The 14707-nt window shown below is 71.3% G+C and carries 12 protein-coding genes; 11 read left to right on the plus strand and 1 reads right to left on the minus strand.

What is annotated here, in order from left to right:
- Positions 1-120: 120 nt before the first annotated feature.
- The 3 genes from OG303_RS27820 (at position 121) to OG303_RS27830 (ending at position 3522) form a co-directional block, all read left to right on the plus strand.
- The gene (locus OG303_RS27820) at positions 121-252 is read left to right on the plus strand and encodes a hypothetical protein (protein WP_405871715.1); all 132 of its coding nucleotides are present in this window, start codon (positions 121-123) and stop codon (positions 250-252) included.
- A gap of 93 nt (positions 253-345) precedes the next feature.
- On the plus strand, positions 346-2472 hold the full coding sequence (locus OG303_RS27825) for an ABC transporter ATP-binding protein (protein ID WP_405871716.1): 2127 nt from the start codon (positions 346-348) through the stop codon (positions 2470-2472).
- Between the two features lie 120 nt (positions 2473-2592).
- A complete protein-coding gene (locus tag OG303_RS27830; RefSeq protein WP_405871717.1) occupies positions 2593-3522 on the plus strand; it encodes an EamA family transporter in 930 nt (309 codons plus the stop codon).
- 23 nt (positions 3523-3545) lie between these two features.
- Here OG303_RS27830 and OG303_RS27835 read toward each other — a convergent pair whose 3' ends face one another.
- Positions 3546-4286 carry a class I SAM-dependent methyltransferase gene (locus OG303_RS27835; protein ID WP_405871718.1) on the minus strand — a complete coding sequence of 247 codons (741 nt, stop codon included), beginning with the start codon at positions 4284-4286 and terminating at the stop codon, positions 3546-3548.
- Between the two features lie 106 nt (positions 4287-4392).
- Here OG303_RS27835 and OG303_RS27840 point away from each other — a divergent pair, with 106 nt between their 5' ends.
- The 8 genes from OG303_RS27840 to OG303_RS27875 all read left to right on the plus strand — a co-directional run bounded on the left by OG303_RS27840 (position 4393) and on the right by OG303_RS27875 (position 14491).
- Complete coding sequence (locus tag OG303_RS27840; protein ID WP_405871720.1) at positions 4393-5187, plus strand: TIGR03084 family metal-binding protein; 795 nt, start codon at positions 4393-4395, stop codon at positions 5185-5187.
- Positions 5184-6872, plus strand: a complete 1689-nt coding sequence (locus OG303_RS27845) for an acyclic terpene utilization AtuA family protein (RefSeq protein ID WP_405871721.1) — start codon at positions 5184-5186, stop codon at positions 6870-6872. The genes OG303_RS27840 and OG303_RS27845 overlap by 4 nt, the downstream gene beginning before the upstream one ends.
- Positions 6869-8467, plus strand: coding sequence for an acyl-CoA carboxylase subunit beta (locus OG303_RS27850; RefSeq protein ID WP_405871722.1), 1599 nt, complete (start codon positions 6869-6871; stop codon positions 8465-8467). The genes OG303_RS27845 and OG303_RS27850 overlap by 4 nt, the downstream gene beginning before the upstream one ends.
- A gap of 11 nt (positions 8468-8478) precedes the next feature.
- Positions 8479-10329, plus strand: coding sequence for an acetyl/propionyl/methylcrotonyl-CoA carboxylase subunit alpha (locus OG303_RS27855; RefSeq protein WP_405871723.1), 1851 nt, complete (start codon positions 8479-8481; stop codon positions 10327-10329).
- Positions 10330-10411: 82 nt separating this feature from the next.
- Positions 10412-11548, plus strand: coding sequence for an acyl-CoA dehydrogenase family protein (locus OG303_RS27860; protein ID WP_405871724.1), 1137 nt, complete (start codon positions 10412-10414; stop codon positions 11546-11548).
- A 26-nt stretch (positions 11549-11574) separates the two neighbouring features.
- Positions 11575-13152: a 4-coumarate--CoA ligase family protein gene (locus OG303_RS27865; RefSeq protein WP_405871725.1), complete on the plus strand. Its 1578-nt coding sequence runs from the start codon at positions 11575-11577 to the stop codon at positions 13150-13152.
- Positions 13149-13892, plus strand: a complete 744-nt coding sequence (locus OG303_RS27870) for an enoyl-CoA hydratase family protein (protein ID WP_405871726.1) — start codon at positions 13149-13151, stop codon at positions 13890-13892. Before OG303_RS27865 ends, OG303_RS27870 begins: the two co-directional genes overlap by 4 nt.
- Entirely contained in the window at positions 13880-14491 is a 612-nt protein-coding gene (locus tag OG303_RS27875) for a TetR/AcrR family transcriptional regulator (RefSeq protein ID WP_405871727.1), read from the plus strand. The genes OG303_RS27870 and OG303_RS27875 overlap by 13 nt, the downstream gene beginning before the upstream one ends.
- The last annotated feature ends 216 nt before the right edge of the window (positions 14492-14707 follow it).

Consider the following 14707-nt stretch of genomic DNA (forward strand, 5'->3'; position numbering starts at 1 on the left):
TGTAAGTTCCTCGGTGTCGGGCGGCGGGGAGATCCCGGATGACGATCCGGAAGGAAATCCCCGCCCGTTTCCGTAGAGAATTCTCGCACCACCAGCACCGCACACTCTCAAGGAGTCGGAATGAGCCTCAAGAAGCTCGCCCCGCTGCCCCCCAAGCCCAAGTCGAAGCAGCTGCCTCCGCCGCCGCCGAAGCCGAAGCGGAAGCACCCCAAGCCGCCGGTTCCCAAGCCGATCCCGGGCGACGACAACTGAGTGAGCTGACAGAGGGTCGACGGTGCGCCGTCGGCCCTCTTCATCCATGGAATTCCTGGAATTCCTGGAAATGGTGAGCGGGAGGGAACAGTCGTGCGTGAGAACAAAGCGGATTCCTGGTCGGAGGACGAGGAAGACGAGGAACTCGAATACGGCACACCCACTATTCCCGCCCGTACCGCATTTCGTCGCTTCTGGCCGCTGACCAAGGGTCTCAGAAAATGGCTGCTCGCCGTCTGGGCGTGCACGGTGCTCGCCGCGCTGGCCGAGACCGAGGCCATCCTGGTCTTCAGCGACCTCACGGACCACGCCCTGCAAAAGGGCTCCCTGGCCGCGTTCTGGGGTCCGGCCGCGAAGTGGCTGGGCGTGGCGGTCGTCGGCGCGATCGTGGCGTACGCCGGCAATTCGATCGCCGCCTGGCTGACCGAACGCTTCGTGATGAGACTGCGCGAGCACGTCTTCGACCACGTACAGCAGTTGCCCCTGCACTTCTTCCAACGCCACCGTCAGGGCGACCTGTTGTCCCGTCTGACCAGTGACGTCGAGGCGATCGAGACGATGGTCGTCTCCGGGCTGGTCGGCGCCGCGTCCGCCGCGTTCAGCGCGCTCTTCTATGCCGCCGCCGCGTTCTGGCTGCGCTGGGACCTGGCCGCGGCCACCTTCGTGCTGGCCCCCCTGTTCTGGCTGGCGGCCCGCCGTTTCTCGGGCTCCATCAAGGACGTCTCCCGCGAGGGCAGGGTCGCCGACGGCGCGATCACCTCCGTCGTGGAGGAGTCCCTCGGCAACATCGTGCTCACCCAGGCCTACGACCGCCGGGACGCGGAACGGCGGCGTCTGAACGAGGAGGCGAGCGCCTGGTTCCGCGCCTCGGTCCGCTCGACGCGCCTCAACGAGGCGTACGAGCAGCTGGTGGCGGTCATCGAGACGGTGTGCGTGCTCGCCGTGATCGGCATCGGCGCCTGGGAGATCTCCACCGGCCGCATGACCCTCGGCCGGCTCCTGGCCTTCTCGGCCTTCCTCGGCTACCTCTACCCGCCCGTCCGCGGGCTGGCGCAGCTCGGGCTGACGATCACCGCGGCCACCGCGGGCGCCGAGCGCCTGATCGAGATCCTGGACGTGCAGCCGTCGGTCACCGACCCCCGGCGCGCCCCGGACGTCGGCCGCCCCGACGGCACGGTCGAACTGCGCGACGTCTCCTTCACCTACCCCGGCGCCGACACGGTCGCCCTCCGGGGCCTGTCCTTCACCGTCGACCCCGGCGAACTGGTGATCGTCACCGGCCCGAGCGGCGCCGGAAAGTCGACGGTCTCCAAGATGCTGCTGCGCTTCTACGACCCCGACGCGGGCGAGGTCCTGCTCGACGGCGTACCCCTGCGCGACTTCCCGGTGGCGCGACTGCGTGAGTACGTGACCCTGCTGCCCCAGGAGACCCTGGTCCTGCACGACACGGTCCGGGCGAACATCGCCTGCGGCCGGGCCGGCGCCAGCGAGCAGGCGATCGTCGAGGCGGCGAGGGCGGCCGACGCCCACGACTTCATCATGAAGCTCCCCGAGGGCTACGACACGAAGGTCGACCCCAACTCGGCCCGCCTCTCCGGCGGCCAGATGCAGCGACTGGCGATAGCCAGGGCGATCCTGCGCGACGCACCGGTCCTGGTCCTCGACGAACCGACGACCGGCCTGGACGCGATGGCGGCCCGGCGCGTGGTCAAGCCGCTCCGCCGCCTGATGATGGGCCGTACGACCATCATGATCACCCACGACCTCAACCTCGCCCCCGACGCCGACCGCATCGTGGTCGTCGACCGCGGCCGCATCGTGGAGACGGGCCGCCACGACGAGCTGCTGGCCCGGGGCGGGGCGTACTCCCGGCTGCACCGCTCGCAGAACAACGCCGTGATGGACACGGGGGAGCTGCGGCTGCCGCTGTTCGTGGACCAGCAGGTGCAGTCGGGACAGCCGGCGCATCCGGTCCAGTCGGCACAGCCCGTGTACGCGTACGACGGGTACGGGGCCTGGCAGGCACCGGCGCAGACCTACGAGGCGTACGGCTCCTACGGTTCCCAGGGCTCCTACGGTTCCCACGGCACGTACGAACCGGTGTTCACCAGCCAAGATGCCTACGCGACGGTCCCCGCCGCCGTCCCCTCGGCCGTCCCCACGACCCTCCCCGACGGGCGCCCCCTCTTCCGTGACGAGGAGCCCTGGCCCGGCATCTGAGTCCACCATCCAGGACAGTCGCAAAACGGGTTCACACGCCTGACGGAGTCCATTACCCTGGACCCGGCAGTACATCGCGATGGACGAATCGTGAATCCGAGCCGAGCCCCTGGACCGCCCGTGACCACCCCCAGCACGACCACCACCTCCTCGCCCGCACCGGTGGGCACCTCCGCGGGCCCGAACCGACGTGGTCCCCTCGGCCCCGTCGGCCTGGTCCTGGCGGGCGGCGTCTCGGTGCAGTTCGGCGCGGCGCTGGCGGTGAGCCTGATGCCGCGGGCCGGCTCGCTCGGCGTGGTCACGCTCCGCCTCCTCGCGGCGGCCGTGGTCCTGCTGGTGATCTGCCGCCCGCGCCTGCGCGGCCACTCGCGCGTCGACTGGGGCACGGTGCTCGTCTTCGGCATCACCATGGGCGCGATGAACGGCCTGTTCTACCAGGCGGTCGCCCGTATCCCGCTCGGTGCGGCGGTCACCCTGGAGGTCCTCGGCCCGCTCGCCCTCTCCGTGCTCGTCTCCCGCCGCGCGATCAACGTCGTGTGGGCCGGGCTCGCGCTCGCCGGTGTCTTCCTGCTCGGCGGCGGGAACTTCGGCGACCTCGACCCGGTCGGAGTCGTTTTCGCGCTGGGCGCGGGCGCCATGTGGGCGACGTACATCGTCTTCAGCGCGCGTACGGGCCGACGCTTCCCGCAGGCCGACGGGCTCGCGCTGGCCATGGGGGTGGCGGCGCTGCTGATGCTGCCGCTGGGGATCGCCGAATCGGGCGCGAAGCTCGCCGACCCGGTGACGATCGCCCTGGGTTCGGCGGTGGCGATCATGTCCTCGGTCCTCCCGTACACCCTCGAACTCCTCGCCCTGCGCCGCCTGCCCGCCTCCACCTTCGCGATCATGATGAGCCTGGAACCGGCGATCGCCGGCACGGCCGGCTTCCTGATCCTCGGCCAGACCCTGACCGCACTCCAGGCGGCCGCGATCGCCCTGGTCGTCGCGGCGAGCATGGGGGCGGTGCGGACGCAGGTGGGGCGGGGGAGGGCCGTGGCGCCCGAGGCCTGACGGGCGTCAAGGCCTGACGGGCGTCAGTCCGAGGGCTTCTCCCATACGGAGATATGCCGCCGGCTCTCGCTCGTGAACGGCTCCCGGCTCCAGCCGTCCCACCGGTCGCGCAGCCGCATCCCGGCCAGCCGGGCCATCAGGTCCAGCTCTGCGGGCCATACGTAGCGGAAAGGGACGGCCAGGTACGAGCCGCGGCCGTCCGCGACCCGCACGTGGTGCGAGCTCATCGACTGGGTCGCGACGTCGTACAGATCGAACCCCAGCCGTCCCTCGCCCACGTGGAACGGCACGGCGTTCTGCCCGGGCGGCAGCCGGCGCAGGTCGGGAACCCCGACCTCGACGACGAAGCGGCCGCCGGGTTCGAGATGGCCGGCGGCATTGCGGAAGCAGTCCACCTGGGCGTCCTGCGTGGTCAGATTCATGATCGTGTTGAAGACCAGGTACGCGACGGAGAAGGTGCCGTCGACCTCGGTCGTCGCGAAGTCCCCGATCGTCACGCCGATCGCCTCGCCACCGGGCTTGGCGCGCAGTCGCTGCACCATCGCCCGGGACAGGTCGATCCCGTGGACCTCGACGCCGCGCTGCGACAGCGGCAGCGCGATGCGGCCCGTGCCGACGCCCAGTTCGAGGGCTCGGCCGCTCCCGGCCAGCTCCGTCAGCAGATCGACGGCCGGCTCCACCACGTCCGACGCGAACATGTCCGCCGACGACTCGTCGTATCCCGCCGCGACGGATTCTCCGAAGTAACCGTCCTCATCGAGCATCGGCCGACCGTACTGCGGGGACGGCAGGAGGCGCGCGTGAATATCCGGCGAGCCAATTAATGCAAGCACGCTTGCTTGTTTCTGGTGCCGATGCCATGCTCGCCCCATGGCTGACCCGACGCCCGTGATCGACGATCTGTGCGCGGAGAGCGAGGAACTCGACCTGATCGTGGCCGAGTTGAGCCCGGAGCAGTGGGCGCTCGCGACCCCCGCGCACGGCTGGACCGTCGCCCACCAGATCGCGCACCTCGCCTGGACCGACCACTCCTCCGTGCTCGCGGTGACCGATCAGGACGCCTTCGCCCGCGAGGTCGAGAAGGCGCTGACCGAACCCGGCAACTTCGTGGACAACGGCGCCGAGGAGGGGGCCGGCAAGCCCCCCGCGCAGCTGCTCGCGGACTGGCGGGCCGGGCGCAGGGCGCTGGGGGACGCACTGCGGGCCGCCCCCGCCGGCGCCCGCTTCCCCTGGTACGGCCCGCCGATGTCCACCGCCTCCATGGCGACCGCCCGCCTCATGGAGACCTGGGCCCACGGCCTGGACGTGGCGGACGCGCTGGGCGTGGTCCGCGCCCCCACCGACCGGCTCCGGCACATCGTGCACCTCGGTGTCCGCACCCGCGACTTCGCCTTCGGCGTGCAGGGACTGCCCGTGCCGTTCGAGGAGTTCCGCGTCGAACTGACCGCTCCCTCCGGCGAGTTGTGGGCCTACGGGCCCGAGGACGCCGACGACCGCGTCACCGGTCCCGCCCTCGACTTCTGCCGCCTGGTCACCCAGCGCGCCCACCGCACCGACCTCGCACTCGAAGCCGTCGGCCCCGACGCGGACCGCTGGCTCGACATCGCCCAGGCCTTCGCGGGCCCGCCGGGCGACGGACGCCCGCCGAAGGAGGCCACCTCGTGACGACCCTCCGCATCGGCAACGCCTCCGGCTTCTACGGCGACCGTTTCGACGCCATGCGGGAGATGCTCACCGGCGGCGAACTCGACGTCCTGACCGGCGACTACCTCGCCGAGCTGACCATGCTCATCCTGGGGCGCGACCGCCTGAAGGACCCCGCCGCCGGGTACGCCCGCACCTTCCTGCGTCAGCTGGAGGAGTGCCTGGGCCTCGTGCACGAGCGCGGCGTGAAGCTCGTGACCAACGCCGGCGGCCTCAACCCGGCCGGACTCGCCACCGCCGTAAGGCAGTTGGCCGACCGCCTCGGCATTCCCGTCCGTGTCGCCCACGTCGAGGGCGACGACCTCACCGCCGCCCACTCCGGCAGTCTCGCCGCCCACGCCTACCTCGGCGGCCACGGCATCGCGGCCTGCCTCCGGGAGGGCGCGGACGTCGTCGTCACCGGGCGCGTGACGGACGCGGCGCTGGTCACCGGGCCCGCCGTCGCGCACTTCGGGTGGGGGCGCGAGGAGTACGACCGGCTCGCGGGCGCCGTCGTCGCCGGGCATGTGCTGGAGTGCGGGACGCAGGCCACCGGCGGCAACTACGCGTTCTTCACCGAGGGCGCGGGAGACGTCCGGCGGCCCGGCTTCCCCCTCGCCGAACTCCACGACGACGGCAGCTGCGTCATCACCAAACACCCCGGCACCGGCGGCTTCGTCGACATCGGCACGGTGACCGCCCAGCTCCTGTACGAGACGGCGGGCGCCCGGTACGCGGGGCCCGACGTGACGGCCCGCCTCGACACCGTACGGCTCACCCAGGACGGACCCGACCGCGTCCGCATCGAGGGCGTCCACGGCGAGGCCCCGCCCCCGACCCTCAAGGTCGGCCTCAACCGCCTCGGCGGCTTCCGCAACGAGGTCGCCTTCGTCCTCACCGGCCTGGACATCGAGGCCAAGGCCGCTCTCGTGCGGGATCAGATGGAGGCCGCCTTCGGGGAGGCCAAGTCCCCGCCCGGCGAAGTCCGTTGGGACCTCGTCCGCACCGACCGGCCCGATGCGCCGACCGAGGAGACCGCGAGCGCGCTGCTCCGGCTCGTCGTACGGGACCCGGACGAGCGGGTCGTGGGCCGGACCCTGAGCGCGGCCGCCATCGAACTGGCGCTGGCCAGCTACCCCGGCTTCCATGTGCTCGCGCCACCTGGAAAGGGCGCGCCTTATGGGGTCTTCCAGGATGTGTACGTCCCCCATGGCGCCGTCGACCATGTGGCGGTGCTCCATGACGGGCGCCGGGTTCCCGTGGCTCCGGCCCACGACACCCTCGTACTCGACGAGGTGCCGGAACCGCCGCTGCCGGAGCCGTTGCCGGACGGGCCGGTGAAGCGTGCCCCGCTGGGCCTGGTCGCGGGCGCCCGCAGCGGAGACAAGGGCGGGAACGCCAACGTGGGCGTGTGGGCGCGGACGGACGAGGCCTGGCGGTGGCTCGCGCACACCCTCACCGCCGACCGGCTGCGCGAACTCCTCCCGGAGACAGCCGACTTGAGAGTCGTACGCCATGTCCTGCCGAACCTGCGCGCCCTGAACTTCGTCGTCGAGGGCATCCTCGGCGAGGGCGTCGCCGCCCAGCACCGCTTCGACCCGCAGGCCAAGGCCCTCGGCGAATGGCTGCGCTCCCGCCACCTGGACATTCCGGAGGCCCTGCTGTGACGGTCATCAACTCCGCCCTGGACACGGCCGGTTCCGACTACCGCGCCCACCGCGAGTCCATGCTCGCCAAGCTCGCCGACCTCGACACCGAGCACGCCAAGGCCCTCGCGGGCGGCGGCGATAAGTACGTCGAGCGGCACCGCAGGCGCGGCAAGCTGCTCGCCCGCGAGCGCATCGAGCTGCTCCTCGACCCGGACACGCCCTTCCTGGAGCTGTCGCCGCTGGCGGCCTGGGGGAGCGAGTACGCCGTGGGCGCCTCGCTCGTCGCCGGCATCGGGGTCGTCGAGGGCGTGGAGTGTCTGATCACCGCCAACGACCCGACCGTGCGCGGCGGCGCCAGCAACCCCTGGTCGCTGAAGAAGGCCCTGCGCGCCAACGACATCGCCCTCGCCAACCGGCTGCCCTGCATCAGCCTGGTGGAGTCGGGCGGCGCCGATCTGCCCTCGCAGAAGGAGATCTTCATCCCGGGCGGGGCCATCTTCCGCGATCTGACCCGGCTCTCGGCCGCCGGAATCCCCACCGTCGCCGTCGTCTTCGGGAACTCGACGGCCGGCGGCGCCTACATCCCCGGCATGTCCGACCACGTGATCATGGTCAAGGAGCGCGCGAAGGTCTTCCTCGGCGGTCCGCCCCTGGTCAAGATGGCCACCGGCGAGGAGAGCGACGACGAGTCGCTCGGCGGTGCCGAGATGCACGCGCGCGTGTCGGGTCTCGCCGACTACTTCGCCGTGGACGAGCCGGACGCCCTGCGCCAGGCGCGCCGTGTGGTCGCGCGGCTCAACCACCGCAAGGCGTACGGCGATCCTGGACCGGCCGCGCCCCCCAAGTACGACGAGGAGGAGCTGCTCGGCATCGTCCCGGGGGATCTGAAGACGCCCTTCGACCCGCGCGAGGTGATCGCCCGGATCGTCGACGCCTCCGACTTCGACGAGTTCAAGCCGCTGTACGGGACGAGCCTGACGACCGGCTGGGCGGCCCTGCACGGCTATCCCGTCGGGATTCTGGCGAACGCGCAGGGCGTGCTCTTCAGCGAGGAGTCACAGAAGGCGGCCCAGTTCATCCAGCTCGCCAACCAGCGCGACATCCCCCTCCTCTTCCTGCACAACACCACCGGCTACATGGTCGGCAAGGAGTACGAGCAGGGCGGCATCATCAAGCACGGCGCGATGATGATCAACGCGGTCAGCAACAGCCGGGTGCCGCATCTGTCGGTGTTGATGGGCGCCTCGTACGGCGCAGGTCACTACGGCATGTGCGGGCGGGCGTACGACCCGCGCTTCCTGTTCGCCTGGCCCAGCGCCAAGTCGGCCGTCATGGGCCCGCAGCAGCTCGCCGGCGTCCTGTCGATCGTCGCCCGGCAGTCGGCGGCCGCGAAGGGGCAGCCGTACGACGAGGACGCGGATGCCGCGCTGCGCGCCATGGTGGAGCAGCAGATCGAGTCCGAGTCGCTGCCCATGTTCCTGTCCGGGCGGCTGTACGACGACGGCGTCATCGACCCGCGCGACACCCGCACCGTCCTGGGCCTGTGCCTGTCGGCCGTCCACACGGCGCCGTACGAGGGCGCACGCGGCGGCTTCGGCGTCTTCCGGATGTGAGGGACCCTTCAGTGATCACTTCTCTGCTCGTCGCCAACCGGGGCGAGATCGCCTGCCGTGTCTTCCGCACCTGTCGTGAGTTGGGAATCCGGACGGTCGCGGTGCACTCCGACGCCGACGAGAACGCGCTCCACGCGCGCGTGGCCGACACGGCGGTACGGCTGCCGGGCGCGACGCCCGCGGAGACGTATCTGCGCGGCGACCTGATCGTGAAGGCGGCCGTCGCGTCCGGCGCGGACGCCGTCCACCCCGGATACGGTTTCCTCTCCGAGAACGCCGACTTCGCCCGCGCCGTCATCGACGCCGGGCTGGTGTGGATCGGTCCGCCCCCGGAGGCCATCGAGGCGATGGCGTCCAAGACGCGGGCCAAGGAACTGATGGGGATCCCGTCCCTGCAACGGGAACGGGTCACCGAGGGCGACCTTCCGGTACTGGTGAAGGCGGCCGCGGGTGGCGGCGGCCGCGGAATGCGCGTCGTCCGCCGGCTCGACGAACTGGACGCCGCACTGGAGGGCGCACGAGCCGAGGCGGCGAGCGCGTTCGGGGACGGCGAGGTCTTCGTCGAACCGTACGTGGAGGGCGGCCGGCACGTCGAGGTCCAGGTCCTGGCCGACACGCACGGCACGGTGTGGGCGCTGGGCACCCGCGACTGCTCCCTGCAGCGTCGCCACCAGAAGGTGATCGAGGAGGCACCCGCACCCGGCCTCTCCGAGGCGTTGGAGGCCGAGCTGCACGCGCTGGCCGTCCGGGCCGCGGGCGCCGTCGACTACGTGGGCGCCGGCACGGTGGAGTTCCTGGTCGCGGGCGACCGGGCGCACTTCCTGGAGATGAACACCCGCCTCCAGGTCGAACACCCCGTCACGGAAGCGGTGTTCGGCATCGACCTGGTGGCCCTGCAGATCCAGGTCGCGGAGGGACGGGAACTCGAAAACGACCCCCCACGCGCGCGTGGCCACGCGATCGAGGCCCGCCTCTACGCCGAGGACCCGGCGACCGACTGGACCCCCCAGACGGGCACCCTGCACCGCCTGTCCGTCCCGGAGTCCGTCCGCCTGGACACCGGCTACGAGTCCGGGGACCCCATCGGCGTCCACTACGACCCGATGCTCGCGAAGTCCGTCGCCCACGCCCCCACGCGCGCGGAGGCGATCCGCAGACTGGCGGGCGCTCTGGAACGGGCGACGGTCCACGGCCCGACGACCAACCGCGCCCTCCTCGTCGCCTCCCTGCGCCACGAGGAGTTCACGACGGCGCGCATGGACACGGGCTTCTACGACCGCCACCTGTCCGAGCTGACCGAGCCTGCGTACGACCCGCACGCCCCCTTGGCGGCCGCCCTCGCAGACGCCCGCGTCCGCCCCTCCCGCTTCGGCGGCTTCCGCAACGTCCCGTCCCAGCCGCAGGTCAAGCGGTACGCAATGGGAGACGAGGAGCACGAGGTCCGCTACCGGCACGCGCGCGCGGGTCTGGAGGCCGACGGGGTGCGCGTCGTGCACGCGGATGCGCGTCTCGTCGTACTCGAAGTGGACGGCGTACAGCGGAAGTTCGAGGTGGCACGGTACGGCGACCAGGTGTACGTGAACGCAACCGCCTTGACTGCGCTGCCCCGCTTCCCGGACCCGGCAGCCCAGCACGCACCGGGATCACTCCTGGCACCCATGCCGGGAACGGTGGTCAGGGTGGCCGAGGGCCTGACGGCAGGAGCCGCTGTAAAGGCCGGGGAGCCGTTGCTCTGGCTGGAGGCGATGAAGATGCAACACAAGATCGCAGCGCCGCTCACCGGGACACTGACGGCCCTGCACGCCGTGACGGGTCAACAGGTAGAGGTCAACGCATTGCTGGCGGTGGTCGAGCCGACGTAAGGGGCGCGGGGCTGCATCAATATGCGGCTCCGCCGCGTGAGCGCGACCAGCCACATACGACCCGCAGCCCGAAGGAGACCAGATGGCCCTCATCGAATCCGAAGAACACAAGGCCCTCCGATCCGCAGTCGCCGCCCTCGGCAAACGCCACGGCCGCACCTTCGACCGAGAGCAACTCTGGTCCGAGGCGGCCAAGCTGGGCTACCTCGGCGTCAACCTGCCGGAGGCATACGGCGGCGGAGGCGGCGGCATCTCCGAACTCTCCATCGTCCTGGAAGAACTCGGCGCGGCAGGCTGCCCCCTGCTCATGATGGTCGTCTCACCCGCGATCTGCGGCACAGTGATAGCCCGCTTCGGCACCGAAGACCAGAAGAGCACGTGGCTGCCAAGCCTCGCCGACGGCACCCGCACCATGGCCTTCGGCATCACCGAACCCGACGCCGGCTCCAATTCCCACCGCATCACCACCACGGCCCGCCGCGACCCGGACACCGGCGACTGGCTGCTCACCGGCCGCAAGGTCTTCATCTCCGGCGTCGACATCGCGGACGCGACCCTCATAGTCGGCCGCACCGAAGACGCCCGCACCGGCAGCCTCAAGCCCTGCCTGTTCATCGTCCCGCGCGACGCGGACGGCTTCACCCGCCACCGGATCGACATGGAACTCCACGGCGCGGAAAAGCAGTTCGAGCTGACGCTGGACGACGTACGACTCCCGGCGAACGCCCTCGTCGGCGACGAGGACGCGGGCCTGCTGCAACTCTTCGCCGGCCTCAACCCCGAACGCATCATGACGGCCGCCTTCGCGATCGGCATGGGTCGCTACGCCCTGAATCGCGCCGTCGAGTACGCCCGCGAGCGCACCGTCTGGAAGACCCCCATCGGCGCCCACCAGGCCATCGCGCACCCCCTCGCCCAGGCGCACATCGACCTCGAACTCGCCCGCCTGATGATGCAGAAGGCGGCCCACCTGTACGACGCCGGGGACGACGTCGGCGCGGGAGAGGCCGCCAACATGGCGAAGTACGCGGCGGGGGAGGCCTGTGTGAAGGCGGTCGACCAGGCCGTGCACACCCTCGGAGGCAACGGCCTCACCCGCGAATTCGGGCTCGCCTCGTTGATAACAGCCGCGCGCGTGGCTCGTATTGCTCCGGTGAGCCGGGAGATGATTCTCAACTACGTCTCCCACCAGACCCTGGGCCTGCCCAAGTCGTACTAGGCCGCTTCGGCCGCCTTGGAGGAACCGTGTTCCGCAGCGAGTACGCAGACGTTCCGCCCGTTGAACTCCCCATCCACGAGGCCGTCCTGGGGCGGGCCGCCGAGTACGGTGACGCGCCCGCCCTGATCGACGGGACTGACGGGACCACGCTCACGTACGAGCAACTGGACCGTTTCCACCGGCGCATCGCGGCCGCGCTCGCCGAGGCGGGCGTGCGCAAGGGGGACGTGCTCGCCCTGCACAGCCCCAACACCGTCGCCTTCCCGACCGCCTTCTATGCGGCCACGCGCGCGGGTGCCACCGTCACCACGGTGCACCCGCTGGCCACGGCCGAGGAGTTCGGCAAGCAGCTGAAGGACTCGGGGGCCCGGTGGATCGTCACCGTGTCGCCGCTGCTGGAGACGGCACGCAGGGCCGCCGAACTCGCGGGCGGCGTCGAGGAGATCTTCGTCTGTGACAGCGCGCCGGGACACCGGTCGCTGATCGACATGCTGGCCTCCGCCGCCCCGGAACCGCAGGTGGACATCGACCCCGTCGAGGACGTCGCGGCCCTCCCGTACTCCTCCGGCACCACCGGCATCCCCAAGGGCGTGATGCTCACGCACCGCCAGATCGCCACCAACCTCGCCCAGCTCGAACCCCTCATGCCGGCCGGCCCCGGCGACCGCATCCTCGCCGTCCTGCCCTTCTTCCACATCTACGGCCTGACGGCCCTGATGAACGCGCCGCTGAGGCTGGGCGCGACGGTCGTCGTCCTGCCGCGCTTCGAGCTGGAGACCTTCCTCGCGGCCATCCAGAACCACCGCATCACCGGCCTGTACGTCGCCCCGCCCATCGTCCTGGCCCTGGCCAAGCACCCGGCGGTCGCGCAGTACGACCTGTCGTCCCTGAAACACATCACCAGCGCGGCCGCCCCCCTGGACGCGAAACTCGCCGCCGCCTGCTCGCGGCGGCTCGGCCTGCCGCCCGTCGGCCAGGCGTACGGCATGACGGAACTGTCGCCCGGCACACACGTCGTACCGCTCGACGCCATGCAGGACGCACCGCCCGGAACCGTCGGCAAGCTCATCGCCGGCACCGAGATGCGCATCGTCTCCCTCGACGACCCCGACAAGGACCTCGGCATCGGCGAGGCCGGCGAGATCCTCATCCGCGGCCCCCAGGTCATGAAGGGCTACCTGGGCCGCCCCGACGCCACCGACGCGATGATCGACACCGACCGCTGGCTGCACACGGGAGACGTGGGCCATGTGGACGCCGACGGCTGGCTGTTCGTCGTCGACCGGGTCAAGGAACTCATCAAGTACAAGGGCTTCCAGGTGGCCCCCGCCGAACTCGAGGCCCTCCTGCTGACCCACCCGGGCATCGCCGACGCCGCCGTCATCGGCGTCTACAACGACGACAACAACGAGGTCCCGCACGCGTACGTGGTCCGCCAGCCGAACGCGACCGACGTCTCCGAAGGAGAGGTCATGATGTACGTCGCCGAACGCGTCGCCCCGTACAAACGCGTCCGTCAGGTCACCTTCATCGACGGCGTCCCGCGGGCCGCCTCCGGGAAGATCCTGCGCCGGGAACTGCGGGCACTCAGGGAGCGGACGTGACATTGATCGGACGCACGCGCGCGCGTGGCATCGAGACGCTGAGCCTCGACTCCCCGGCCAACCGCAATGCGCTGTCGGCGGCACTCGTGGGGGAACTGGCCGACGCGCTGACCGACTGCGCCAAGGACGGCGACGTACGCGCGATCGTCCTCACCCACACCGGCAACACGTTCTGCGCGGGCGCCGACCTGCGCGACCCCCCGCCCCCCGACGCCCTGGTGGGTCTCCTCCGTCAGATCGTCGAACTGCCCAAGCCGGTCGTCGCGCGCGTCGACGGGCACGTACGGGCGGGCGGTCTGGGCCTGCTGGCCGCCTGCGACATCGCGGCGGCCTCCACCGCGGCGACGTTCGCGTTCACGGAGGTCAGGATCGGAGTGGCCCCCGCGGTCATCTCCCTCCCCCTCCTCCCGCGCACGGACCCCCGCGCCCTCGCCCGCTACTACCTCACCGGCGAGCGCCTCGACGCGGCGGAGGCGGCCCGCATCGGCCTCCTGACGGTGGCGGCGCAGCCGGACGAGGACGTCGACGCGACCCTGGCCCCCGTCCTGGACGGTCTGCGCCGAGCGGCCCCCGAGGCCCTGGCCGAGACGAAACAGCTGCTCACAGCTAGGGTGCTGGAGACCTTCGACCGGGACGCCGCGGACCTCACCGCGCTCTCGGCCCGGCTGTTCGCCTCCCCGCACGCCCGCGAGGGGATGACGGCCTTCCTGGAACGACGGGATCCGACATGGGTGCTGTGACCGCAGACGACCGCGTCGACCGCGTGCCCAAGCAGGACCGCAGCCGGGCCACCCGGCAACGGCTCCTGGAAGCCGCCGTGGCCTGCCTCGCCGAGCACGGCTGGGCGGGTTCCACGGTCTCCGTCGTCGCCGAACGCGCCGGCGTCTCCCGCGGCGCCGCCCAGCACCACTTCCCGACCCGCGAGGACCTCTTCACGGCAGCGGTCGAATACGTCGCCGAGGAACGCTCCACGGCCCTGCGCGCCCTGTTCCCCGAAGGCACGGCCGGAGACCGGCGCGCCGTGGTGTCCGCCCTCGTCGACCTCTACACGGGCCCGCTCTTCCGAGCCGCCCTCCACCTGTGGGTCGCCGCCTCCAACGAGGAGCAACTGCGCCCCCGGGTCACCGAACTGGAGGCCCGCGTCGGCCGCGAGACCCACCGGATAGCGGTCGACCTCCTGGCCGCGGACGAGTCCCGCCCCGGCGTACGCGAAACCGTCCAGGGCCTCCTGGACATGTCCCGCGGCCTGGGCCTGGCCAACCTGCTCACGGACGACGGGGGTCGGCGGGAGCGGGTCGTGGAGCAGTGGGCCGCCCTGCTGGACGAGGCGCTGGGCTGAACACCGGGGCCCATGACCTGGCCCGCACCGGTGTCTGACGCCCCGCAGTACTCTTGCCCCATGCTTCCGATGCTCGTTCGACGCCGCCACGTGGACTACGTGCGCGTCACGAGCATGGGCTGTCGGCGCTCTGCCTGACCCAGCCCTCTTCGTCTTCTCCCTTCCGGCACTCCGGGTCCCGCCCCACCCTCGGCGGCTGCCCGTGCCCGTACACCC

The organism is Streptomyces sp. NBC_00005, assembly GCF_045160215.1.
Classification (GTDB): Bacteria; Actinomycetota; Actinomycetes; order Streptomycetales; family Streptomycetaceae; genus Streptomyces.